The sequence below is a fragment of the Microbacterium sp. UBA1612 genome (genome assembly GCF_002321605.1).
GTDB classification, from domain to species: Bacteria; Actinomycetota; Actinomycetes; order Actinomycetales; family Microbacteriaceae; genus Microbacterium; species Microbacterium luteum.
Window position 1 is genome coordinate 208,157 of record NZ_DCMW01000023.1, and the last position, 23,168, is coordinate 231,324.

21 protein-coding genes are annotated in these 23,168 nt (G+C 71.0%); 15 read left to right on the forward strand and 6 right to left on the reverse strand.

Annotated elements, in window-relative coordinates; all coding sequences use genetic code 11:
* The first annotated feature begins 14 nt into the window (after window positions 1-14).
* Complete coding sequence (gene glmM, locus B3S45_RS10670) at window positions 15-1,370, forward strand: phosphoglucosamine mutase (protein ID WP_286720535.1); 1,356 nt, start codon at window positions 15-17, stop codon at window positions 1,368-1,370.
* A 137-nt stretch (window positions 1,371-1,507) separates the two neighbouring features.
* On the opposite strand, the gene B3S45_RS10675 is transcribed toward glmM, so the two are convergent.
* On the reverse strand, window positions 1,508-1,795 hold the full coding sequence (locus B3S45_RS10675) for a GIY-YIG nuclease family protein (RefSeq protein ID WP_286720537.1): 288 nt from the start codon (window positions 1,793-1,795) through the stop codon (window positions 1,508-1,510).
* Window positions 1,796-2,040: 245 nt separating this feature from the next.
* Window positions 2,041-2,700 carry a TetR/AcrR family transcriptional regulator gene (locus B3S45_RS10680; protein WP_286720539.1) on the reverse strand — a complete coding sequence of 220 codons (660 nt, stop codon included), beginning with the start codon at window positions 2,698-2,700 and terminating at the stop codon, window positions 2,041-2,043.
* Window positions 2,701-2,843: 143 nt separating this feature from the next.
* Here B3S45_RS10680 and B3S45_RS10685 point away from each other — a divergent pair, with 143 nt between their 5' ends.
* Complete coding sequence (locus tag B3S45_RS10685; RefSeq protein WP_286720540.1) at window positions 2,844-4,112, forward strand: S1C family serine protease; 1,269 nt, start codon at window positions 2,844-2,846, stop codon at window positions 4,110-4,112.
* 33 nt (window positions 4,113-4,145) lie between these two features.
* On the opposite strand, the gene B3S45_RS10690 is transcribed toward B3S45_RS10685, so the two are convergent.
* The gene (locus B3S45_RS10690; RefSeq protein WP_071045593.1) at window positions 4,146-5,090 is read right to left on the reverse strand and encodes a Ppx/GppA phosphatase family protein; all 945 of its coding nucleotides are present in this window, start codon (window positions 5,088-5,090) and stop codon (window positions 4,146-4,148) included.
* A 57-nt stretch (window positions 5,091-5,147) separates the two neighbouring features.
* On the opposite strand from B3S45_RS10690, the gene coaA reads away from it, so the two are divergent.
* The 6 genes from coaA to tsaE all read left to right on the forward strand — a co-directional run bounded on the left by coaA (window position 5,148) and on the right by tsaE (window position 12,663).
* Window positions 5,148-6,104 (forward strand): type I pantothenate kinase, encoded by a 957-nt coding sequence (gene coaA, locus B3S45_RS10695; protein WP_286720543.1) that lies wholly within the window; start codon window positions 5,148-5,150, stop codon window positions 6,102-6,104.
* 239 nt (window positions 6,105-6,343) lie between these two features.
* Window positions 6,344-8,545, forward strand: coding sequence for a S8 family serine peptidase (locus B3S45_RS10700; protein ID WP_286720544.1), 2,202 nt, complete (start codon window positions 6,344-6,346; stop codon window positions 8,543-8,545).
* A gap of 70 nt (window positions 8,546-8,615) precedes the next feature.
* On the forward strand, window positions 8,616-10,463 hold the full coding sequence (gene glmS / locus B3S45_RS10705; protein WP_286720546.1) for a glutamine--fructose-6-phosphate transaminase (isomerizing): 1,848 nt from the start codon (window positions 8,616-8,618) through the stop codon (window positions 10,461-10,463).
* Between the two features lie 189 nt (window positions 10,464-10,652).
* Entirely contained in the window at window positions 10,653-11,042 is a 390-nt protein-coding gene (locus tag B3S45_RS10710) for a holo-ACP synthase (RefSeq protein ID WP_286720548.1), read from the forward strand.
* Complete coding sequence (alr, locus tag B3S45_RS10715; RefSeq protein ID WP_286720550.1) at window positions 11,039-12,166, forward strand: alanine racemase; 1,128 nt, start codon at window positions 11,039-11,041, stop codon at window positions 12,164-12,166. Before B3S45_RS10710 ends, alr begins: the two co-directional genes overlap by 4 nt.
* Window positions 12,167-12,216: 50 nt before the next feature.
* The gene (tsaE, locus tag B3S45_RS10720) at window positions 12,217-12,663 is read left to right on the forward strand and encodes a tRNA (adenosine(37)-N6)-threonylcarbamoyltransferase complex ATPase subunit type 1 TsaE (RefSeq protein ID WP_286720580.1); all 447 of its coding nucleotides are present in this window, start codon (window positions 12,217-12,219) and stop codon (window positions 12,661-12,663) included.
* On the opposite strand, the gene B3S45_RS10725 is transcribed toward tsaE, so the two are convergent.
* Entirely contained in the window at window positions 12,628-13,575 is a 948-nt protein-coding gene (locus tag B3S45_RS10725) for an alpha/beta fold hydrolase (RefSeq protein WP_286720551.1), read from the reverse strand. The two genes, tsaE and B3S45_RS10725, sit on opposite strands and share 36 nt — an antisense overlap.
* A 74-nt stretch (window positions 13,576-13,649) precedes the next feature.
* Here B3S45_RS10725 and tsaB point away from each other — a divergent pair, with 74 nt between their 5' ends.
* The 4 genes from tsaB to B3S45_RS10745 are packed head-to-tail and all read left to right on the forward strand — an operon-like array spanning window position 13,650 to window position 16,460.
* Window positions 13,650-14,297: a tRNA (adenosine(37)-N6)-threonylcarbamoyltransferase complex dimerization subunit type 1 TsaB gene (gene tsaB / locus B3S45_RS10730; protein WP_286720552.1), complete on the forward strand. Its 648-nt coding sequence runs from the start codon at window positions 13,650-13,652 to the stop codon at window positions 14,295-14,297.
* Window positions 14,294-14,941: a ribosomal protein S18-alanine N-acetyltransferase gene (gene rimI / locus B3S45_RS10735; protein WP_286720553.1), complete on the forward strand. Its 648-nt coding sequence runs from the start codon at window positions 14,294-14,296 to the stop codon at window positions 14,939-14,941. The genes tsaB and rimI overlap by 4 nt, the downstream gene beginning before the upstream one ends.
* A complete protein-coding gene (tsaD, locus tag B3S45_RS10740; RefSeq protein WP_286720582.1) occupies window positions 14,938-16,026 on the forward strand; it encodes a tRNA (adenosine(37)-N6)-threonylcarbamoyltransferase complex transferase subunit TsaD in 1,089 nt (362 codons plus the stop codon). The genes rimI and tsaD overlap by 4 nt, the downstream gene beginning before the upstream one ends.
* A complete protein-coding gene (locus tag B3S45_RS10745; RefSeq protein ID WP_194383656.1) occupies window positions 16,023-16,460 on the forward strand; it encodes a hypothetical protein in 438 nt (145 codons plus the stop codon). The genes tsaD and B3S45_RS10745 overlap by 4 nt, the downstream gene beginning before the upstream one ends.
* A gap of 22 nt (window positions 16,461-16,482) precedes the next feature.
* Here B3S45_RS10745 and B3S45_RS10750 read toward each other — a convergent pair whose 3' ends face one another.
* Window positions 16,483-17,670: a class I SAM-dependent methyltransferase gene (locus B3S45_RS10750; protein WP_286720555.1), complete on the reverse strand. Its 1,188-nt coding sequence runs from the start codon at window positions 17,668-17,670 to the stop codon at window positions 16,483-16,485.
* Between the two features lie 212 nt (window positions 17,671-17,882).
* On the opposite strand from B3S45_RS10750, the gene B3S45_RS10755 reads away from it, so the two are divergent.
* The 3 genes from B3S45_RS10755 to B3S45_RS10765 all read left to right on the forward strand — a co-directional run bounded on the left by B3S45_RS10755 (window position 17,883) and on the right by B3S45_RS10765 (window position 22,513).
* Window positions 17,883-18,971, forward strand: coding sequence for a hypothetical protein (locus tag B3S45_RS10755; protein ID WP_286720557.1), 1,089 nt, complete (start codon window positions 17,883-17,885; stop codon window positions 18,969-18,971).
* A gap of 138 nt (window positions 18,972-19,109) precedes the next feature.
* Window positions 19,110-20,993 carry a dynamin family protein gene (locus B3S45_RS10760; RefSeq protein WP_286720559.1) on the forward strand — a complete coding sequence of 628 codons (1,884 nt, stop codon included), beginning with the start codon at window positions 19,110-19,112 and terminating at the stop codon, window positions 20,991-20,993.
* The gene (locus B3S45_RS10765; RefSeq protein ID WP_286720560.1) at window positions 20,990-22,513 is read left to right on the forward strand and encodes a dynamin family protein; all 1,524 of its coding nucleotides are present in this window, start codon (window positions 20,990-20,992) and stop codon (window positions 22,511-22,513) included. The genes B3S45_RS10760 and B3S45_RS10765 overlap by 4 nt, the downstream gene beginning before the upstream one ends.
* On the opposite strand, the gene B3S45_RS10770 is transcribed toward B3S45_RS10765, so the two are convergent.
* Window positions 22,442-23,113, reverse strand: coding sequence for a hypothetical protein (locus B3S45_RS10770; RefSeq protein WP_071046024.1), 672 nt, complete (start codon window positions 23,111-23,113; stop codon window positions 22,442-22,444). The two genes, B3S45_RS10765 and B3S45_RS10770, sit on opposite strands and share 72 nt — an antisense overlap.
* Window positions 23,114-23,168 lie beyond the last annotated feature (55 nt).

Consider the following 23,168-nt stretch of genomic DNA (forward strand, 5'->3'; position numbering starts at 1 on the left):
AGCAACCGTCCTCCATGCCGATCTTCGGTACGGACGGGGTGCGGGGGCTGGCCAACGGCCCCCTCACCGCCGATCTCGCTCTCTCCCTGGCCCAGGCGACCGCGGTCGTCCTGGGCCAGGGTCGTACGGCGGACGCGCGACGCGCGGCCGGCAAGCGCCTCACCGCGGTGGTCGCCCGCGACCCGCGCGTGTCGGGTGAGTTCCTCACCGCCGCCGTCTCGGCCGGTCTCGCCTCATCGGGCGTCGACGTGCTCGACGCCGGCGTGCTGCCCACGCCGGCCGCGGCGTTCCTCATCGCCGACACCGACGCCGCCTTCGGCGTGATGGTCTCCGCCTCGCACAACCCGGCACCCGACAACGGCATCAAGATCTTCGCCCGAGGCGGTGTCAAGCTCCCCGATGTGGTCGAGCAGCGCATCGAGGCGGCCATGGACGGCCCCAAGCTGCAGCCGACCGGCGGCGGCGTCGGCCGCATCCGCCGGTTCGCCGACGCGGAAGACCGCTACATCGTGCATCTGCTGGGCTCGCTTCCGCATCGCCTCGAGGGTCTCCACGTCGTGCTGGACTGCGCGCACGGTGCGGCATCCGGCGTCTCACCCGAGACCTTCTCCGATGCCGGGGCGACGGTCACGGTGATCGGTGCCGACCCCGACGGACTCAACATCAACGACGGCGTCGGCTCGACGCACCTCGACGCGCTCCGGACGGAGGTCGTGCGCCTCGGCGCAGACCTGGGGATCGCCCACGACGGCGACGCCGACCGGTGTCTGGCCGTCGACGCCGACGGCACGGTCGTCGACGGCGACCAGATCATGGCGATCCTGGCCGTGGCGATGAAGCAGCGCGGCCATCTCGCGCAGGACACGCTGGTGGCCACGGTCATGAGCAACCTCGGCCTGCACCGTGCAATGGCCGAGCACGGCATCCGGGTCGAGCAGACCGCGGTCGGCGACCGCTACGTGCTGGAGAGGATGAACGCCGGCGGCTACTCCCTCGGCGGCGAGCAGTCCGGTCACGTCATCATGAGCGAATACGCCACGACCGGCGACGGGCTGCTGACCGGCCTCCACCTCGCCGCGGAGATGGCGCACCGCAAGGCCACGCTCGCGGAGCTCGCATCGGTCATGACGGTGTACCCGCAGGTGCTCGTGAACGTGAAGGATGTGGACCGCTCGCGGGTCGGGGATCCCGTCGTCGCGCAGGCGGTCGTCGACGCCGAGCGCGCGCTCGGCGAGTCGGGTCGCGTGCTGCTGCGCGCATCCGGAACCGAGGCGCTCGTGCGGGTGATGGTGGAGGCGGCGTCGGAGGATGACGCGCGCTCCCACGCCGACGCCCTCGCGTCGGTGGTCGCCGAGCGTCTCGCTCTCTGACCCGTTTCGTCTCGCTTCGCTCGCTCAACGACCGGCAGGGGCGCTTCGCTCGCTCAACGACCGGCGCCGGGGAGGTGGGGTACCCCTTCCGGTCGTTGAGCGAGGGAGCGGAGCGACCGAGACGAAACGCGGGCCGCTCATCCGCGGCCGCGCCCTCGCGAACTCCAGCCGCGCACGGCGTCGAGGCCGCCGTCGATGAACGCCTGGCGTTTCGCGTGGCTCCATCCCTGAATACGCTTCTCCCACAGGAAGGCGTCGTCGATCCGCGCAAACTCGCCGCTCCACGCGAGCTCGACGGGGAGTCGGCGGGAGGTGTACGCGGCGCCCATGCCGGCCTGGTGCTGCGTGACGCGCCGGTCGAGGTCGCGGGTGCTTCCGATGTAGAACGTGCCGTCGGCGCACCGGAGGATGTAGAGGAACCCCATCGGGTGACCGTAGCGGCGGTGCCGACGGCGGTGTTCGTCTGTGCCGCGGATCTGTGGGCGTGTGCGCGGGGCCACGGGGTGGGGAGGGCGTTTCGTCTCGCTTCGCTCGCTCAACGACCGGCAGGGGCGCTTCGCTCGCTCAACGACCGGGGCCGGGGAGGTGGGGTACCCCTTCCGGTCGTTGAGCGAGGGAGCGGAGCGACCGAGGCGAAACGCGGGCCGGCCCCGGCTATCCGCCGCCGTCCTCATCGGCGAAGAGCGAGGCCGATGTCGGCCGTTCGCGCGGCGACGAGGGCCGCGATCCCGGCCGCATCCTCGCCCGCGATGACCGCGTCGATCGATGCGGTCTCCCACGTCTCGAGCACGATCCTCGCCAGGGTCGCAGAAGCGATGCGCGGCGAGAGACCGTAGGCGCGGAGCGCGAGACCGAGGATGTCGGCGATCTGCGCCAGCGTGCGCTCTTTGAACGTGCGGTAGGCCTCGGCGATCGCCGGGTCGCGCATGGCGCGGATGCGCACCTCCGCCATCAGCAGCACGCCGGTGCGGTCCTCGGTCGCCATGTCCGCGATCGCGCGCACCACGTCGGCGGGGTCGGCGGGCATCGGCGCCGCCGCGGACGCATCGCCGAAGGCGTGCACGAAGCCCGCTGCCCGCCGCATCCGATCGTTCGTGACCTTCTCGATGAGTTCGAGGAACAGGTCGTCCTTGGAGGCGAAGTTGGAGTAGAAGGCCCCGCGGCTGAAGTGCGCCTGGGCGCAGATCGCCTCGACCGTCGCCGCGTCGATCCCGACCTCGGCAAACACCTCGTACGCGGCGCCCAGGACCCGATTGCGCGTCGCTTCGCGCCCCGTGCCGTCGACGGAGACATACGAAGTCCGGCTCCCCTCCCGACGTTGCTGTTCCAACCTATCCCGGCTGCGAGGGACGGTCGCGGCGACGATGCCGTCAGACTCGAGCCGGCACACATAGGCAACGCTGAAGCGCGCCAGGGTTCCCGCATGAGCGGGGTTGGTGTCCTAGGGGCAACACCTCGAAAGGACGGCACCCCATGGACGAGAACCTCTCCACCGCACAGCAGACCTCGCAGCAGGAGGCTGATGCGACGACCGTCGCACGGCCCTGGTACCGACGGCCGGTGATCGTCGCCTGCGCAGGTGTGGCGGTGGCGACCCTGGCGACGACCGCCGTGGTCGGGGTGACAGCGACCGCTTCCGCCGCATCCGACACGACGCAGACCGTCGCCGCAGCGCCCGCCGTGCCGCAGGCGCCGTCGTGGGGCGGCGGTGGCCGCGACGGGAGCGGATACGGCGACGAAAGCCAGACATCCGGTACGACCACCTCCGTCAGCGAGGCGACCGAGGCGAACGCCGATGAGTCGACCGGTGTCGTGATCATCGAGACGGTTCTCGGATACAGCGAGGCGGCCGCGGCGGGAAGCGGAATCGTGCTGACCGAGGACGGCCTCGTCCTCACGAACAACCACGTCATCGACGGCGCGACCGAGATCTCGGTGACGATCGCGACCACCGGAGAGACCTATGCCGCCACGCTCGTGGGAACCTCCGAGGACTCCGACGTCGCCCTGCTGCAGCTGGAGGGGGCGTCAGGGCTGGAAGTCGCCGCCATCGACGACGACGACGAGACCGTCGGAGAGGCCGTCACCGCGGTCGGCAACGCCGAGGGCGGCGGCGTGCTGATGGCCGCGGACGGCGAGATCACCGCCCTCGAGTCGTCGGTGACGACCGCGTCGTCGGGCACGACCGCGGGTGAGACGCTCTACGGCATGATCGAGGTGCTCGCCGACGTGGTCTCGGGCGATTCCGGCGGGGCGCTGCTCGATGATGAGGGCGAAGTGATCGGCATGACCACCGCCGCGTCGGTCGGCGGCGTCGTCACCGTCGGGTACGCGGTCCCGATCGAGGATGCGCTGGCTATCGTCGAGCAGATCCTCGCCGGCGACGAATCCGACGGCGTGACCGTGGGGTACTCCGCCTTCCTCGGCGTGCAGACCGCCGCGGCCACCAGCACCGGCTACGGCGGCTACGGCGGGTCGGGGTCGGGGTCGGGCTCGACCCAGACGACGACGACGTCCGGCGCGACCATCGCCGGCGTGATCGCGGGCACTCCGGCCGCCGACGCAGGCCTGGCCGCGGGCGACACGATCACCGCGGTCGACGGCACGGCGGTGGCCGACACCACGGAGCTCGCCGAGGTCCTCGCCGGCTACGAGCCGGGTGAGATCGTCACGATCACGTGGACCGACTCCTCGGGCGCGACGCAGTCGGCGAGCGTGACCCTGATCGAGGGTCCGGCCTGATCGCGGTGGCCTGATCGCCCGGCCACACCGGTGTCACACCGCGGGGGCGCTCCATGACAGCGACTCGATGTAGCGCAGCAGGACGCCCTCGCGGAGAGCCCACGGCGACACCTCCAGCTCGTCGACCTCCATCACCTTCATGGCCTGGTGGAGCACGACGGCGGCCGCGACGATCTGCAGGGTGCGGTCGGCGGTGATACCGGGCAGCTCCTGTCGGGCGTCGGCGGGGATGCGCGCCAGGCGCGGGATCCAGGCCTTCAGCGCCTGTCGCGGCAGCACCATCCGCTCGGTGCCCGACCATCCGGCCATGGGATAGCCGGCGAGCTTGGCGAGCGACCGGATCGCCTTCGACGACCCGACCACATGATCGGGCCGGGGGAGCGAGGTGAAGGTGTCGGCGAGCGGTTCGAGCTTCTTCTTCGCGTGCTTGCGGAGCCGGTCCACCGCGTCTTCTCCGGGCGGGTCGTCGGGCATGTACCGGAGGGTCATCCGGCCCGCTCCGAGCGGCACCGATGCGGCCGCATCCGGAAGCTCGTCGCCGCCGGCCGCGATCTCGAGCGATCCGCCGCCGATGTCGAACAGCAGGATCTGTCCGGCCGACCATCCGAACCACCGGCGCACGGCGAGAAACGTGTAGCGGGCCTCGGTCTCGCCGCCCAGCACCTGCAGCGGCTGGTCGAGCGCCTCTTCGATCGCCTGGATGACGGCGGGGCCGTTGGCCGCTTCGCGCACCGCGGAGGTGGCGGTGGCCAGCAGCTCGGCGACGTTCTCGGCGGCTGCCATCTCGCGCGCCTCGCGCACCGCGGTCACGAGCGCCTCGACGCCTTCGGGCCGGATGGCGCCGTCGTCGTCGAGGTAGCGCATGAGGCGCAGCACGGTACGCTGCGAGGTCGTGGCGAGAGGACGGCCGCCCGGGCTCACATCCGCCACCAGCAGATGGACGGTGTTCGAACCGATGTCGAGGACTCCCAGTCGCACGTCGCCAGCGTACCGACGCGGCGGGTCCGGGCGCACCGCATGGATACGATGGGGCGGATGTCGATCGACGACCAGGTGACACCGCAGACCCCCGCGCTCTCGCTGTATCGCGAGATCGAGCGCGACGAGTGGGCCCGGATGGCGGGCGGACTGGCCCAGCCGCTGACGGAGACCGAGGTCGTGCAGATCCGCGGCATCGGCGACCGTCTGAGCCTCACCGAGGTCGCGGAGGTCTACCTGCCGCTCAGTCGGCTGCTGTCGCTCTACGCCAGTTCCACCAAGGCCCTCGGCGTGGACACGAGCACGTTCCTCGGCGAGCAGGACTCCACGACGCCCTTCGTCGTCGGGGTCGCCGGGTCGGTCGCGGTCGGCAAGTCGACCATCGCCCGGCTGATGCGCGAACTGATGAGCCGCTGGCCCGGCACACCGCGCGTCGAGCTCGTCACCACCGACGGATTCCTCTACCCGAACGCCGAGCTGGAGCGGCGGGGTCTGATGGATCGCAAGGGTTTCCCGGAGTCCTACGACCGGCGCGCCCTGGTGCGTTTCCTCACCGAGGTGAAGTCGGGAGCCGACGAGGTGCGGGCGCCCTTCTACTCGCACATGCGTTACGACATCGTCCCGGATGCGCACGTCACCGTGCGCCGCCCCGACGTCGTCATCGTCGAGGGCCTGAACGTGCTGCAGCCGCCGCCCGCGCCCAATGATGTCGCGGTGAGCGACCTGTTCGACTTCTCGATCTACGTCGATGCCGCTCCCGACGACATCGAGCAGTGGTTCGTGCACCGCTTCCTCGCGCTGCGCGAGGCGGCGTTCAGCAACCCGAACTCGTTCTTCAACCGGTTCGCGCAGATTCCCGACGAGGAGGCCGTTCCGCGCGCCCTCGGCTACTGGCGCGACATCAACCTCCCGAACCTCGTCGAGAACGTGCTTCCCACGCGTCACCGCGCGAGCCTCGTGCTGAAGAAGGCCGCCGATCACGCGGTCTCCAGCGTGCTGCTGCGCAAGCTCTGACCCGCACGGCGACGCTTCCGACGCCGCTGCGCCGACGCAGCGCTGTCGACGCTTCGCGAGGAGAACACGCCTCAAGAGGAGGCGTAGCGTGTATCCGTCCTCTGGTGGCGGGATCTCCTCCTCAGGGACCGAACCCGGCCCGCCGTGGGTGATGCGACCGCGTCCTGGTCGATTGGCGTTCGCTCACAGGTTTCTGCCAGGTTGGAAGGACCCGATGACGACCTTCCCCCCGGAGAACTGTGTTTCGAGCTGCCCGCAGCGTCGCGCTCGCCGCTGCCCTCATCGTCCTTGCCGGCGCCGCGCCTCTCGCTTCGCCGGCCGCCGATGCGGCGGAGGAGACGCTTCCACCGCCTTCTCTCGCCGACCAGCTGGCCGATGCCGCGCAGGCCGGAGCGAGCGGAGCCGAAGAACTGGCCGACGCCGTCGGTCTGCCCGCGACCGGGCCGGGCAGTCTGCAGGTGGACGACGAGGGGCGGGTCTCGGCGACGCTGACGTTCGCGACGCGCCCGAGCGCTGAACAGATCGACGCGGTGCGGCAGCTCGCGCGGGTCGATCGCGTGTACCGTCTCAGCCCGTCGGTCGCCGTCGCTGTGTCACCCGCTCAGCTGTCGGCACTGGCCGCGCTCCCTGGCGTGGTGGCGGTCGCGCCCGACCTGCGTGCGGCCGTCGGCACGTCATCGTCGTCCGCCGCCGCGCGACCCGCGACCGCGGCCGCCGAGAGCTGCCGCAGCGTCCCGGTCGACGCCGACGAGCCGCTGAAGACGGCCCTCGCGCGCGACGCCTTCGACGTCGATGGCAGCGGCGTGACGGTCGGCATCCTGTCCGATTCGTACGCCACCTCTGCCACGGCGACCACCACCCCCGCGGAGGACGTTTCGGCCGGCGTGCTCCCCGGACCCGGCAACCCATGCGGATACGACACGCCCGTCGAGGTTCTCGCAGACCACCCGGGCGGCAGCGACGAGGGACGCGGGATGGCGCAGATCGTGCACGGCATCGCGCCCGGGGCGCGCATTCTGTTCGCGTCCGGGTTCGGCGGGATGATCGACATGGCCGAGAACATCCTCGCGCTCGCCGACGCGGGCGCGGACATCATCGTCGACGACATCAGCTACGTCACCGAACCCCACTTCCAGCAGGGAATCGTCTCGTCGGCCATCGAGATGGTCAAGGCGGACGGTGTGGCGTACTACACCTCGGCGGGCAACGCGAACGCCGTCGGCGCGGACGGCACACCGAGCGAGGGCCTTCCCATCGCCGGATGGCAGGCGCCCGAGTACCGCGGCGTGGCCTGCCCGGAGTGGGTGTGGGTGCCTGAGGAGGTCGTCGCCTACGACTGTCTCGACTTCGACCCGGGAGACGGCGTCGACCCCGTGCAGACGGTCGGACTGCTCGCGACGCCGTCGGCGCCGACCTTCGCCCTCGGCTGGGGGGAGCCGCAGGGCGCGGTCGCATCCCACTTCTCGCTGCAGCTGTACTCGGATGAGCCGGTGCCCGCCCTCGTCGCGGCGGGCGTCACGCCGGACCCGCAGGTGCCGATGGAGATGCTGACGGTCAGCCCCGTGCCGACGGACGGGGAGTACGGCTTCGTCGTCGTGCGCGATCTCACCGGTGACGTCGCCCCGCCACCTGCCGTCTGGATCGGCACCTTCGGGAACGGCACGGCGCTCGCGTGGCGCGAATACGACCGCGATGCCGGCGGTGACCTCGTCGGAGCTGTCATCAACGGCCACAACGGGGACGGCTCCGGCGTGAGCGTCGCCGCCGCGGCGTGGGACTACCCGTGGGAGCCGGAGTCCTTCAGCTCGCCCGGGCCGGGCACCATCCTCTTCGAGCCCTACGACCCGTACGGGCCGCCGTCCGCGGCCTACCCCGAGCCGATGACCGTGGCCGCACCGCAGATCACCGGGGTCGACGGGGAGCGGACGAGCTTCTTCGAATCGCCCTTCGACGAGGACGGCGAGGTGGTCTACCGCTTCTACGGCACGTCGGCCGCCGCCCCGAGCGTCGCCGCGGTGCACGCCCTCGCCCTCGAGTACGCTCCCGGCGCCTCTCCGGCCGACATCCTGACGGCGACCGAGGCCACGGCGGCCGAGATGAACAATCCCTACTGGCGAGTGATGCCCGACGCGCACGTCTACGGCGCCGGACTCGCTGACGCCCACGCCCTGCTGGCAGCTCTGCCCGACCCGACACCGACGCCCGAGCCGACACCGACGCCCGAGCCGACCTCGCCGGAGCCGACGCCCGAGCCGACCTCGTCGCAGACCGCCGCGCCCTCGCCTGCGGCGGCGTCCGACCGGCCGTCAGCCGAGCCGGCACGGCTCGCGGCCTCCGGATCGACCCCACCGCTGTCGGCGGCTTTCCTGGCTGCCCTCCTGATCGCCGGCGGTGTCGCGATCACGTGGACTCGACGCACGAGGCGTCGCCGATCGCCCTGACCCGGCGTGTTCCGCCCGCGGGGTTCAGTACCGGGCGGGGCGCCAGGCGGCGCAGATTACGATGGAGCCCATGTGTGGAATCGTCGGATACGTGGGCCCGCGGCAGAGCCAGGCCATCCTCTTGGCAGGCCTGTCGCGACTGGAGTACCGCGGATACGACTCCGCCGGCATCGCCGTGATCGACGGCGCCGGTGCGCTCGACATGCGCAAGCGCGCCGGCAAGCTGCAGGTGCTGCGAGACGACCTCGTCGGGCACCCGATGACCGACGGCACCACGGGCATCGGCCACACCCGATGGGCGACCCACGGTGGCCCCACCGACCAGAACGCGCATCCGCATCTGGCCGATGACGACAAGCTCGCCGTGATCCACAACGGCATCATCGAGAACTTCGGCGAGCTCCGCGCCGAACTCGACGGGCACCCGTTCCGGAGCGAGACCGACACCGAGGTCGCCGCCGTGCTGCTCGGCCACGCCTATGCCGCGAACGGCGGAGACCTCGTCGCCGCGTTCCGCACGGTCGTCGCCCGCCTCGAGGGGGCCTTCACCCTGCTCGCGATGCACCAGGACCATCCCGGCCTCGTCGTCGGCGCGCGCCGCAACTCGCCGCTGGTGATCGGCCTCGGCCAGGGGGAGAACTTCCTCGGCTCCGACGTCGCCGCGTTCGTCGAGCACACGCGCGACGCCCTCGCGATCGGGCAGGACCAGATCGTCGCGATCACCCCCGCCGGCGTGGAGGTGACCGACTTCTTCGGAGCTCCCGTCGAGGTCGAGCCGTTCGAGGTGACGTGGGATGCGAACGCCGCCGACAAGGGCGGCTGGTCGTCGTTCATGGCCAAGGAGGTCTCCGAGGAGCCCGAGGCGGTCGCGAACACGCTCCGCGGGCGGATCCGCGACGGTGTCGTCGCCATCCCCGAGCTGGAGGGACTCGACGACCTCTTCGAGGACATCTCCCGCGTGATCGTCGTCGCCTGCGGCACCGCCTCCTATGCGGGCATGGTCGCCAAGTACGCCATCGAGCAGTGGGCGCGCGTGCCGGTCGACGTCGAGCTCGCCCACGAGTTCCGCTACCGCGATCCGGTGATCGGCCCCGAGACCCTCGTCGTGTCGATCAGCCAGTCGGGCGAGACGATGGACACGCTCATGGCGGTGAAGTTCGCCCGCGAGCGCGGCGCGAAGACCCTGTCGATCTGCAACACGCAGGGCGCCACCATCCCGCGGGAATCCGACGCGATCGTCTACACGCACGCGGGACCGGAGGTCGCGGTGGCCTCGACGAAGGCTTTCGTCGCCCAGATCACCGCCCTCTATCTGCTCGCCCTCCACATCGGACAGGTGCGCGGTGCGATCTCCGCCGATGAGGTCGCCGCGCAGATCGAGGAGTTCGAGGCCGTTCCCGGCAAGATCCGTCGCATCCTCGAGACGGAGCAGGAGCGCATCGAGCAGTTCGCGTACTGGATGGCCGACACCCGATCGGTGCTCTTCCTCGGCCGCCATGTCGGCTACCCGATCGCGCTCGAGGGGGCGCTGAAGCTCAAGGAGCTCGCCTACATCCACGCCGAGGGTTTCGCCGCCGGGGAGCTCAAGCATGGCCCGATCGCCCTGATCGAGCCCGGTCAGCCGGTGTTCGTGCTCGTGCCGTCGCCGCGCCACTCGGCGCTCCTGCATGCGAAGGTCGTCTCGAACATCGAGGAGATCCGCGCGCGCGGTGCCCGCGTGATCGCCGTCGCCGAAGAAGGCGACGCGGCCGTGCTCCCGACGGCCGACGAGGTGCTGCGCATCCCCCTCGCCGGGCCCCTGTTCGAGCCGTTGCTGTCGGTCGTGCCGTTGCACATCTTCGCCATGGGCCTGTCGACGGCGAAGGGACTCGACGTCGATCAGCCGCGGAACCTCGCCAAGTCGGTCACCGTGGAGTGAGTGCACGCCACCTGCGGTGAACAACGCAGGAGATCCGCGTCGAATCGGGCAGGACAGGGTCGAATCCGCCCGCGGGGCAGCCGATCTCCTGTTGTTCACGGCTCGGGCCGGTGCCCGACCCTCGGCAGCGGCCGCGATAGGCTGGCGGGCGTCGTCGGACGCCGCATCGGACGATGGAGGGAGCGCCGCATGATCGTCGGAATCGGCGTCGACCTCGTCGACATCGCCCGCTTCGAGCGAACGATCGCGCGCACGCCCCGGCTGCTCGGGCGGCTGTTCTCGCCCGCCGAGCAGGCGCTCAAGCCGCGGTCGCTCGCGGCGCGCTATGCCGCGAAGGAGGCGCTGATCAAAGCGCTCGGCGGGTCGGACGGCGTGCACTGGACCGACATCGAAGTCACCCGCGAGCAATCGGGGCGGCCATGGTTCGCCCTGTCGGGGAGCACCGCCGCCGTCGTTGCCGACCGCGGCATCGAGACCCTCCACTTGTCGATGTCCCACGACGCCGGCTTCGCCGTCGCCTACGTCGTCGCCGATGGTGCCGGCACGCCCGCCGCCGGCGCAGGAGGGGCGGCCGCATGAGAGGCATCCACCACGGCGACATGCGTGAGGCGACGATCGACCTCGACGCGATCACCGCGAACGTGCGGCACCTTCGCGCTCTCACCGGCGTTCCCGTGATCGCCGTGGTGAAGGCGGACGGATACGGCCACGGCGCCCCGCGCGTCACGGCCGCCGCGCTCGAGGGCGGGGCGTCGCGGCTGGCTGTCGCCGACGTCGACGAAGCCCTCGCTCTGCGCCGCGCCGGGGTGGATGCGCCGTTGCTGGCGTGGCTCCACGCGCCCGGCGCCTCGTTCGCTGAGGCCGCCGCGGCGGGGATCGAGATCGGCGTCTCCCGCATGGACCAGCTCGTCGCGGCAGCGGATGCGGCCGCGGCCGGCCGTCCCACCGCAGTGCACCTGAAGCTCGAGACCGGCCTCGGCCGCAACGGCATCGCCCCCGCCGACTACCGCGTCGTCTTCGCCGAGGCAGCACGCCTGGAGCGCATCGGACGCGTTCGGGTGGTCGGCGTCTTCAGCCACCTCTCCAATGCGTCGCCCGAAGCGGACCGCGCCGCGCTGGACGTGTTCGAACGGGGTGTCGCCGAGGCCGCATCCCTCGGCCTCACCCCGCACATCCGCCACCTCGCCGCGACGAATGCGGCCATCGCCCTGCCCGAGACGCGGCTCGACGCCGTGCGCATCGGCATCGGACTCTACGGCTTGTCGCCCTTCGACGACCGCTCCTCGGCCGACCTGGGGCTGCGCCCGGCGATGACGCTGCGCGCCCGCGTCGCGGCGGTGCGCCGGGTGGATGCCGGGCACGGCGTCTCCTACGGCTACGACTACGTCGCCCCGCGCGAGACGACGCTCGCGCTCATCCCGCTCGGCTACGCCGACGGCGTGCCGCGTCAGGCGTCGGGACGGGGGCCGGTGACGATCGGCGGCGCACGGTTCCCCGTGGCCGGCCGCGTCGCGATGGATCAGTTCGTCGTCGACGTCGGAGAGCATCCCGTCGCCGTCGGCGACGAGGCGGTGCTGTTCGGCGACCCGACCCTGGGCGTCCCGTCCGCCGACGAATGGGGCGAGGCGGCCGGAACCATCAACTACGAGATCGTCACGCGCATCGGACGGCGCGTGCCGCGCGTGTACGGGAGCGCCCGGTGACCGGCCTCGACGCGATCGTCGGTGCCCGGGAGCTGACCACGCCGGCCGACATGCACGCGTTCGGTGTCGAGATCGGTCGGATGCTGTCGGCGGGCGACCTCGTGGTGCTCACCGGTCCGCTCGGGGCCGGCAAGACCACACTCACGCGCGGGATCGCCGAGGGGCTCGGCGTGCGGGGACCGGTACAGAGCCCGACCTTCGTGCTCGCCCGCACGCATCCGTCGCTCGTCGGCGGCGCGCCGCTCGTGCACGTGGACGCCTATCGGCTCGGATCCGCTGCGGAGCTCGACGACCTCGACATCGACCTCGAGTCCTCGGTGGTGATCGTCGAGTGGGGCCGCGGCATGGTCGACGGCCTGCGCGAGAGCTGGTGGGAGATCGAGCTCGACCGGGAGTGGCACGGCCGGGGCGTCGACACCGCGTGCGGCGTGACCGCGCGCGAGGCCGACCTCGATGCCGACTCACCGCGGATCGCGACCGTCACCCGCCGCCCCTGATCGCCTCGATCGCGTCGAGCACCGCGTCGGGGCGCTCGACGTGCGGGAGTGTCCCGTGCCGGAGGCGGTGCGCACGCGAAGCTGAGGGATGCGCGCGGCGAGGGCGACATCGTCGCTCGGCGACGCGAACACATCGCGCGGACCTCGCACGACCTGCGCGGGGCAGCGGACGGCGCTCCACGCATCCTCGTCGTAACCGACAAGCATGCGGGCCGCGCGGGCGAAGGCCGTCGGGCGCACCTCGGTGCGGAACGCGGCGACCACGCTCGGGTCCACGCGCGCGGAGAACAGCGGCCGCGTCAGCAGCGGCAGCAGCCTCGCGGCGGCGACGCCCTCGACGATGGCCGCGCCGCGGGGGCCGAACGCCGAGAGCACCCGCATGACGGCGAGCATCCCCGCGAAGCCGGGCAGCCGCATCCCGCCGCGCAGCGGATGCCGGATCGCGTCTATGACGCTCGCGCCCGTGGGGGCGACGAGAACGACGCCCACGGTCGGACCGGGCGCTCGCGCGGCGAGGTCGAGCGCGACGACGCCGCCGAGCGAGTGACCCGCGACGATCCAGTCGTCGTATCCGAGGGAACGCACGAGGTCGGCGATGGCGTGCGAGACGTCTTCGACGTGCAGCGCGGGATCCAGCTCGCCGCTGTCGCCCCACCCCGGCAGGTCGACGGCGACCACGTTCTCCAGGGTGCGGCCGGTGTCTCGCGCGTACGCGGCGAGCGGGGTCCAGGTCGTCCATGTGCCGGCGGCGCCGTGCAGCAGCACGGTCGCAGTTCCCCCGGTGCGGCGCCCGGCGCGCACGGTGAGATCGCCGACGGCGGTCGGGATCACGACGGTGCGCCATCCTGACCCCGCGGGATCGTCCGAGAGCGGCGGCGTGCCGCCCTCGCGCACGTACCGGGGGAGGTGCATGCGTGTTGTTCGTCGTCGGGGCGCGGATCGGATGGGCGAGCAGGCCACGGCCGGCTCCGATTACGCTGGAAGGCGTGATTCTGGGCATCGACACGTCGATCGGCACCGCGGTGACGGTGATCGAGCCCGACGGCGTCGTACGCGCCCAACTCGACAGCGGCGACCCGCGCGGGCACGCCGAGGTGATCGGCGATCACGTCGCGCGCGTCCTGGCGGAGTCGGAGATCACGAGCGCCGACGTCACCCATGTCGCCGCGGGTATGGGCCCCGGGCCCTTCACCGGCCTGCGCGTGGGCATCGCCGCCGCCCGCGCCTTCGCGCTCGGCCGCGGCATCCCGCTCATCCCCGTCGTCAGTCACGATGCCGTCGCCCTCGACCGCATGCTGATGGCGGCCATGACCGGCGCCGACGAGGAGCGCTTCGCCGTCGTCACCGACGCCCGCCGTCGCGAGTTCGCGTTCACCGTCTACGAGGGCCTCGACGATGACGGCCTCCCCGTGCGCGTGGCCGATCCGGCTCTCGCGCCGCGCGACGAGCTCGATGCCGCGCTCGCCGCGCACGGCGCCCGCCGACTCGACGCCGGTTCGGTACCCGCCGCGATGCTGGCTCTCGCCGCCGGTCGTGCCGTCGCGGCCGGCCGCCGGATCGCCGCGGACGACGCCCTCTACCTGCGCTCTCCGGATGTCACCGCACCCACCGCGCCGAAGCGGGTGATCGCGTGAGACTGCGCACCGGAGACGTCGACGACCTCGAGGCGATCATGGCGCTCGAGCGGGCGTCCTTCGCCGGCGACGCCTGGAGCGAGACCGCCATGCGGGCAGAGCTGGCCTCCCCCCACAACCACTACGTCGTGGCGGAGCAGGCGGGTCGCCTGATCGGCTACGCGGGGCTGCGCGCCCCGTCGGGTGCGACGGACGCCGACGTGCAGACCATCGCCCTCGACAAGACGTTCCGCGGCCGCGGCAGCGGCCGAATGCTGTTCCGCGCCCTTCTTCAAGAGGCGGCGGAGCGCGGCGTGCGCGAGGTCTTCCTCGATGTGCGGGCCGACAATCCGGCCGCCCAGCGCCTCTACGCCTCGGAGGGGTTCATCGATATCGGCCGCCGCCCGAATTACTACCCGGACGGCAATGTCGACGCCATCGTGATGCGCCTGGACGTGCCCGGATGGGCCGCGTCGCGCGCATCCCTCTCCCCGATGTCGGAGAATCTCGCCGATGTCGGAGAATCCCGGCAAAATCCTCCGACATCGGTGCGAATCTCCGACAAACCGGGCTCGGCCGGGGCAGGGGCAGGGGCCGGGGCCGGGGCCGGAGCCGGGGCTGCGGCCGGGGCGGGGACTGCGGCAGAGGCGGGGGCGTGCACGTGAACCGACGCGAGCCGCTGGTGCTCGGCATCGAGACCAGCTGCGACGAGACCGGCATCGGCATCGTGCGCGGCCGCACCCTGCTGTCGAACACGATCGCGTCGTCGATGGATGAGCACGCCCGCTACGGCGGGGTCGTGCCCGAGGTCGCCGCCCGCGCGCACCTCGAGGCGCTGCAGCCGGCCATCGAGACAGCCCTCGCCGAGGCGGGAGCCTCCCTCGCCGACCTGGATGCGGTGGCGGTCACGAGCGGTCCGGGGCTGGCGGGTGCGCTCATGGTCGGGGTGGGCGCGGCCAAGGCGCTCGCGGTATCGCTCGACCGTCCGCTCTACGCGGTCAATCACCTCGTCGGGCACATCGCCGCCGACATCCTGGATGCGGATGCTCCGCCGCTGGAGTACCCCACGGTGGCGCTGCTCGTCTCCGGCGGGCACACGTCGCTGCTGCTGGTACGCGACCTCACCACCGACGTCGAGCTGCTGGGCGAGACGGTCGACGACGCCGCGGGGGAGGCCTTCGACAAGGTCGCGCGTCTGCTCGGCCTGCCCTACCCCGGAGGGCCGGAGATCGACCGCGCCGCCGCGACGGGTGATCCCACCGCCATCCGCTTCCCCCGGGGCCTGTCCCGCGCGAGCGACATGGCGTCGCACCGATACGACTTCTCGTTCTCCGGCCTGAAGACGGCCGTCGCGCGGTGGACGGAGCAGACCCGTGCAGCCGGGGAGGATGTTCCCGTCGCCGACGTGGCCGCGAGCTTCCGCGAGGCCGTCGTCGACGTGCTCGTGACGAAGGCGCTCGCCGCGTGCGAGGCGTACGGCGTGCCGCGCCTCCTGCTCGGTGGCGGGGTGATCGCGAACCGCCGCCTGCGCGAGGTCGCCCTCGCGCGCGCCGAAGCCGCCGGCGTCGCGGTGCGCATCCCGCCGCTGTCGCTGTGCACCGACAACGGTGCGATGATCGCGGCGCTCGCGAGCGAACTCATCATGTCGGGGCGCCGACCCTCGACTCTCGCGTTCGGCGCCGATTCGACGCTGCCGGTCACCGAGATCCAGGTGGCCGAGCGTCCTGCCGAACGGACGGACGCCGCATGACCCCTGATGCGACCGACGACCCGCAGGGGCAGGATCTCGCCCCCGTCTCCGGCGAGTCGCGCATGCCCGGCGAGCACCGGGGCGGCTTCTCGCGGCTGCCCACGGGGCCGCTCGGCATCACCGAGATGTCGGCGCCGACCGATCCGTCCGAGGCGCCGAGCACCGACTCGTGGGCGATGCCCGCGCCGCCGCTGCGCAGCGCGTTCGCGGCCTGGGCGCTCGGCATCGCGATCGCGGGCCTGCTCGCATCGTTCTTCGTCGGATGGGCGTTCCCCCTCGGCCTGATCGCGATCGTCGTCTCGGTCATGGCGTTGCGCCGGCCCACCGAGGACCGCGCGATGGCGGTTTGGGCGATCTGCATCGCCTCGGGGTCGGTCGTCTACAGCGCGGGCTGGCTCGTCTTCGCCGCTTACAGCGCGAACCTGTTCAGCTGATCGCGCCCCCGTCGACCGGGCGTCACACGCGATCTGCGAGGATCGCCCGCCGCGTGTCGCCGACGCGCGTGAGCACGAGCGTCGCTGCCGCGTCGCCGCGCAGCTTGAGCTTGGTCCGCAGCGCGGCCGGGTCCACGTCGACGCCGCGCTTCTTGATCTCCAGGCGCCCGATACCCCGGGAGCGGAGCTCCCGCGCGAGCGCCTTCGTGTCGGTCGGCAGCTCCTCGCGCACGCGGAACGATGAGACGAAGGGGCTCGTGAGCGCCGCATCCGAGGTGAGATAGGCGATCCGCGCATCGAGCGTGCCCGCCTCGAGCGAGCGCGCGACGTCGCCGATGAGGCGGGCTCGGATGACCGCCCCGTCGGGTTCGTGCAGGTAGGCGCCGAGCTCCCGCGGCGCCGCATCCTCGGCATCGGCGCCGGCGGTGATCTCCCACGCGTGTTCGCCGCGGGTCACGAGCGCGGCTCGGCGCACGCCCGGCCGTGCGAGCTCTCGAGTCCACAGCACCAACTCCACCGTCGACCCGTCGGCGCTGACCCACTGCGCCTCGACGTCGTCGGGGATGCGGTCCCGGTCCAGTCCCGGTCCGAGCTTCACACCCACCGGTCGTGTGCGGGCGATGTCGAACACCCAGTCCAGCGACGGCGACCATTCGTCGGCGTTCGTGCGGGAGGTCTCTCCTCGGCCGGGCGTGCGGCGGGCAGGGTCGAGCCAGATGCCGTCGGCGCGCGTGAGGTCGGATGCTTCGGCGCGGCCGTGCGCGACGGTGACGGCGTCGCCGAACGGAGCGAGGTTGTAGGCCGCGATCGCCGCGGTGATCTCATCCGCGTCCACCGCGTCGACCGACAGGCCGAGCCCGGCGAACCCGAGCGCGTCACCGCCGATGCCGCACCCCAGGTCGGCGACGCGCGTCAGGCCCCCGGCTCGAAACCGCCCGGCGTGCAGCGACGCGATCGACATGCGCGTGGCCTGTTCCAGGCCCGCGCGCGTGAACAGCATGCGCTGGGCGAGGGCGCCGAACTTCGCTTCGGCCTTCGTGCGCAGCCGCGCCTGACCCACGAGCGCCGATACGAGGTCGGGGGAGTGACCGGCCGCTCGCAGGGCGGACACCTGCCGCGCGACGTCGTCGGAGGTGCGCACCGCGGGCATCGCGGCGAGCATCCGCAGCCCGTCGGGGGTGAGCAGGGCGGTCAGTTCCGACGATTCCATCCGATCCAGCGTAGGTGTTCGGTCGCCGCGCCCCGAGCGGACCGACCCCGGATCCCGGAAACCCCGAACCCCGGACGTGAACCCCGAACCCCGGATCAGACCCCTAGGGGACCCCCGGAAGTCTCCGGGGGTATCCCGGATGTCGCGGCACGCGATCGGGCGGACTATGGATCCGCAAGGCCGCCGAAGGCTTCATCGAAGGGACTGGGACAATGGCTACTGGGAACGACTTCAACGACGGAATCATCGTCGACGACACGCTCAACGACAACAACGTCGGTGTCAACGAGAACGAGATCCTGTCGAACAACACCGACAACTCCGACAACTCGACCAACGACTCGGGTAATTCGTCGACCGACGGGAACTTCTCGGACAATTTCTCCGGGAACACCGACAACTCGGACAACTCGACGAACACCGCGGTCCTGACCGACGCGTCCGACAACTCGGACAACTCCATCAACGACTCGGGTAATTCGTCGACCGACGGGAACTTCTCGGACAACTTCTCCGGGAACACCGACAACTCGGACAACTCGGACAACTCGGACAACTCCGACAACTCCGACAACTCGGACAACTCGGACAACTCGGTCGACGTGGACGTAGAGGTCGATGCGCGTGACCAGTCGGACAACTCGACGAACGACTCCTTCAACGACGAGGACTCGTACAACGACTACGAGGACTCCTACAACCAGGACTCGTACAACGACACCGAGATCAACATCGACAACTCGACGAACCTCGACGACGAGTCGGTCACGGTCGGCGTGCGTCAGTACAACACCGGCTTCGGTGACTTCCACGTCGGCGGCCTCGCCGGCGCCGGTGCCGCCGCTGCGGGTGCTGCTGCCCTGAACATCGAGATCGACAACCGTGCGACGCAGGTCGACCAGTCCGTCAACCAGGCGATCAGCGCCGACGGCCCGGTGGTTCAGGGATTCGCAAACGGTGCAGTCGTCAACACGGGTGACTGGGGCGCTGCCGCCGGTGACGACGCCGAGGTCAACACCACCGAGACCCACATCTCGACGGGTGACATCCTCATCGGCAACACGACGGTCGAGACCCACATCGCCGACTCGTTCAACGACATGTCGACCAACAGCTGGACCGAGTACGAGATGGAGATCGACGACTCCTTCAACGACTTCTCGGACCACACCGAGGTCGAGGTCGAGATCGAGGACGCGTTCAACGAGTTCGACTCCGACGTCGACAACGACTGGGAGTGGGAGAACAACGGCAACGTCTTCTCCGACGACTCCGCCGTCATCGACGACATCAACCTCTGATCATCGTCTGACACGCACCTCGCCCGGTCGCCTCTCGAGGCGGCCGGGCGAGGTGTCTTTCGGCTCCGATCCGCCCTATCCCCGTCTGGCGGATCGAGATAGCGTGGGGCGCGGGGACAGTTTTCAAGGGGGAAATGCGTGAGCGACGACATCGCCAAGCGAGACGATCAGACCGCCAGCGAGCCGGCGATGGTGTCGCCGCAGACGGGAAGGCAGCTGGTCGCGCTCGTCGACAACGTCGAGTCGCTCGCCGCCGCCACCGGTCGTGCCGATCTGGCCGAGCGGCTGGAGAACACCCGCAAGCGGCTGCAGGACCCGAACGTGCGGGTCATCGTGGTCGGGGAGTTCAAGAAGGGCAAGAGCAAGCTCATCAACGCCCTCGTCAACGCCCCGGTGTGCCCGGTGGACGACGACGTGGCCACGAGCGTTCCCACCGCGGTGGGTTACGCCGAGACGCCCCGCGCGTGGGTCGTGCAGCAGAAGGGCGACCAGCCGGGCGTCGTCGAGCAGATCGACATCCCTCTCGAAGCGCTCGCCGACTACGTCTCCGAGCGCGGCAACCCCAGCAACGAGCAGAAGCTGCTGTCGGCCGAGGTCGTGCTGCCGCGCGAGCTGCTGCGCGGCGGGCTGCGGCTGGTCGATTCGCCGGGCGTCGGCGGCCTCGACTCCACCAACGCGCTCACCACGCTGGCGGCGCTGTCGTCCGCGCACGCCGTGCTGCTCGTGTCGGATGCGTCACAGGAGTACACCGAGCCCGAGGTGCAATTCCTGCGCCACGCCATGCGCGTCTCGCCGAACGTCGCCGCCGTGCTGTCGAAGACGGATCTCTACCCGCAGTGGCGCGACATCGAGCGCATCGACCGGTCGCACCTGGGCGATGTCGGCGAAGTGCCGATCTTCTCCGTCTCCAGCGATCTGCGGCTGCTCGCGGCCGAGCACCACGACCGCGAACTGAACGACGAGTCGGGGTTCCCGCAGCTCGTCCACCATCTTCGCGGCGAAGTCCTGGCGCACGCCGAGGTCGTTCACGCCCGCAGCGCCGTGCACGACGTCGTGTCGGTCGTCGACCAGATGGAGGTCTCCCTCACCTCCGAACTGAACGCCATCCTGCATCCCGAGGACACCCCGCGCATGATCGCGCAGCTCGAAGACGCCAAGGCGCGGGCCGACGAGTTCCGCGGGCGCTCCTCCAAGTGGCAGACGACGCTGAACGACGGGGTCGCCGACCTCATCTCCGACATGGAGCATGACCTGCGCGACCGCCTGCGGCGGGTACAGCGCGAGGCGGAGGCATCCATCGACGAGGGCGACCCGGGGCCGATCTGGGAGCAGATCACCGAGTGGATCGATCAGCGCATCAACGCGGCCGTGTCGGAGACGTTCGTGTGGACCGACGAGCGCTCGCGCTGGCTGTGCGAAGAGGTCGCGGAGCAGTTCTTCGAGGGACAGACCGAGATCCCGCTGTTCGCCGTCGGCGACACCGAGGGCGTGCTCGATCCCGTCGACCGGATCGCCGGCGTCGACTCCGGTCAGATGGGTGCGGCCGAGAAGATCTTCATCGGCGTGCGCGGCTCCTACGGCGGCGTGCTCATGGTCGGGCTCGCGACCGGGCTCATCGGACTGTCGCTCATCAACCCGCTGTCTCTCCTGGCCGGTGTGCTCGTGGGCCGCCGCGCCTACCGCGAAGACATGACCAACCGGCTCGCGCGCCGCCGCTTCGAGGCGAAGACGGTCGTGCGCCGCCACATCGAAGAGGTCATCTTCCAGGTCGGCAAGCAGCTCAAGGACCGTCTCCGCCTCGTGCAGCGCGCGGCGCGCGACCACTTCGGCGGCATGGCCGACGAACTGCACCGTTCGCTCGGTGAAGCGGTGCTGGCTGCCAAGCAGGCCGCCTCGACGTACGCCAGCGGCCGGGACAACCGGGTCAGGGAGCTGCAGACGCAGATCCAGCAGCTCGAAACGCTCAAGCGCAAGATCCCCGCGATCGCTCCCGTCAGGCAGCTCGAGGCGGTGCGCTCGTGAACACGCCGTTGCGCGACGACGCCGCGCGACTGCTCGACGCCGCCCGAGCCCGCTACACCGACGACGCCGAGGCCACCGCGCGCCTCGACGAGTTGCACCGTCGCCTGCACGAGCCGCTGCGTCTGGCGCTGGCGGGCATGGTCAAAGCCGGCAAGTCCACCCTCCTGAACGCGATGCTGGGGGAGCGGATCGCTCCCACCGACGCCGGCGAATGCACGCGCGTGGTCACCTGGTACCGGTATGCCGCGACCCCCTCGGTCACCCTCCATCGCCGCGACGGCGAGGAGCAGCGCCTGCCGATCCGTCGCGAGCGAGGGCGCCTGATCTTCGACCTCGGCGAGACCTCGGCCGACGATGTCGACTGGATCGACGTCGGCTGGCCCTCGAGCGGGCTGCGATCGCTCATCCTCATCGACACTCCCGGCATCGCCTCGCTGTCGCAAGACGTCTCGGCGCGCTCGACGACGTTCCTCGTGCCCGAGGCGAGGCCCTCGGCGGCCGACGCGATCATCTATCTGATGCGCCATCTGCATGCCTCGGACATGAAGTTCCTCGAGTCCTTCCGCGACACGGCAGCCGGTCAGTCCCAGACGGTGAACGCGGTCGCGGTCCTCTCGCGCGCCGACGAGATCGGCTCGGGCCGCATCGACTCGATCCTCTCGGCGAACAAGGTCGCCCGGCGCTACGAACTCGACGGGGAGCTCGCCTCGCTCGCCCTGGGCGTCATCCCCGTCGCGGGGCTGCTCGCCGAGAGCGCCCGCACCCTTCGCGAAGACGAGTACGCGGCCTTCAAGGAACTCGCCGCCCTCCCGCGCGAGGATCGGGAGAAGCTGCTCATCTCGGCGGACCGCTTCGTGCGGCCCTCGCAGGCGACGACCCTCACCGAAGCGGCCCGCCGCGCCCTCCTCGCCCGGTTCGGCATCTTCGGCGTGCGCCTGGCGACCGCGCTGCTGCGCCGATCCACGCCGACCTCCACGGACTTCGCCGAGATGCTCGTGCAGCAGAGCGGACTGAACGAGTTGCAGCAGTTCGTCCGCGAGCAGTTCCGCACGCGCGCGGCGACGCTGAAGATCCGGGGTGTGCTGGACGGCCTGGAGCGCGTGCTCGCGGATTTCCCCCGAGATGACGTCGACGACGTACGCGGCGGGATCGAACGCATCCGCGCCACCGCTCACAGCCTGCGTGAGCTCTCGGTGCTCGCGCGGGCGCGCGCCGACGGGCTGCCGCTGGCACCGAGCGACGCGGACGAGGCGGAGCGGATCATCGGCGGCAAGGGGACCGCGCCGACGGTGCGACTCGGTGTCGGCGATGACGCCACCGACGATGACATGCGGGCCGAGGTCGACCGGCTGCTGGACCGGTGGCGCGCGCTCGGCCAGTCTCCGTTGACCGAGCGGAGCGCCTTCGAGGTCTGCCGCGTGGTGACCCGCAGTCTGGAGGAGATCGCGTCAGTACTCCCCGCTGTCTCCGGAACGCCGCACGTCGTGCTTGCGGGCGGTCCAGGAGAGGGCGCCGCGTAGCGTGCTGAGCAGCAGCGCCAGCACGGCGAATCCGGCTTCGCCGATGAAGAGCTGACGCAGCATCGAACCGTACTCGCCGCCCCCCACGAGCTCGAGCGCGATGAGGAAGGCGACCACCTGCATGATGACGGTCGCGAACTGCCACCAGCGCGCTCCGGGCTTGCGGCTGGAGAACGACACGAGCAGCACGATCTGCATGAGCACGAGCGCGACGATGATCGCGAACACCGACCAGTAGACGATGTCGGCCGCGGCCTCGTAGGTCTCCGTCGTACGGTCTGCGCTGACCGCTTCGATGGCCTCGATGATCAGCGGCAGCTGGTCCTCGCGGATGACGAAGTAGAAGACCACGGTGACGGCGCCGAAAGCGAGGCTCAGCACCCACAGGAACTGACTCAGGCGAACTGAGAACGGCGGCGGTGCCTTCGTGAGGACCGGAGCGCTGTTGCCGCTGGAGAGCGTGGGGCGCTCCGGTGCGTTCCGCGGGGGCTTCGGCGGCGCGGAACGCGGGGCGGACGCCGGCTGCTGCTGCGCCGGTGCGGGTAGCGGAGGGCGCGGCGGGATCTCCTGGCGGGCGGGTGACGTCGATGTCTGCGACACGGTGGGCTCCGGTTTCCGAGATACCTCACCCGCCCGCCGTGACGGGGTCTCGGCG

Coding starts and splice junctions, on each gene's coding strand:
- B3S45_RS10755 (WP_286720557.1), top strand. CDS start 17,883: ATGGCTACTGGGAACGACTTCAACGACGGAATCATCGTCGACGACACG.
- alr (WP_286720550.1), top strand. CDS start 11,039: ATGAGAGGCATCCACCACGGCGACATGCGTGAGGCGACGATCGACCTC.
- glmM (WP_286720535.1), top strand. CDS start 15: ATGCCGATCTTCGGTACGGACGGGGTGCGGGGGCTGGCCAACGGCCCC.
- glmS (WP_286720546.1), top strand. CDS start 8,616: ATGTGTGGAATCGTCGGATACGTGGGCCCGCGGCAGAGCCAGGCCATC.
- B3S45_RS10675 (WP_286720537.1), bottom strand. CDS start 1,795: ATGGGGTTCCTCTACATCCTCCGGTGCGCCGACGGCACGTTCTACATC.
- B3S45_RS10750 (WP_286720555.1), bottom strand. CDS start 17,670: ATGGAATCGTCGGAACTGACCGCCCTGCTCACCCCCGACGGGCTGCGG.
- B3S45_RS10745 (WP_194383656.1), top strand. CDS start 16,023: ATGACCCCTGATGCGACCGACGACCCGCAGGGGCAGGATCTCGCCCCC.
- B3S45_RS10685 (WP_286720540.1), top strand. CDS start 2,844: ATGGACGAGAACCTCTCCACCGCACAGCAGACCTCGCAGCAGGAGGCT.
- tsaE (WP_286720580.1), top strand. CDS start 12,217: ATGCACGCGTTCGGTGTCGAGATCGGTCGGATGCTGTCGGCGGGCGAC.
- coaA (WP_286720543.1), top strand. CDS start 5,148: ATGTCGATCGACGACCAGGTGACACCGCAGACCCCCGCGCTCTCGCTG.
- B3S45_RS10710 (WP_286720548.1), top strand. CDS start 10,653: ATGATCGTCGGAATCGGCGTCGACCTCGTCGACATCGCCCGCTTCGAG.
- B3S45_RS10725 (WP_286720551.1), bottom strand. CDS start 13,575: ATGCACCTCCCCCGGTACGTGCGCGAGGGCGGCACGCCGCCGCTCTCG.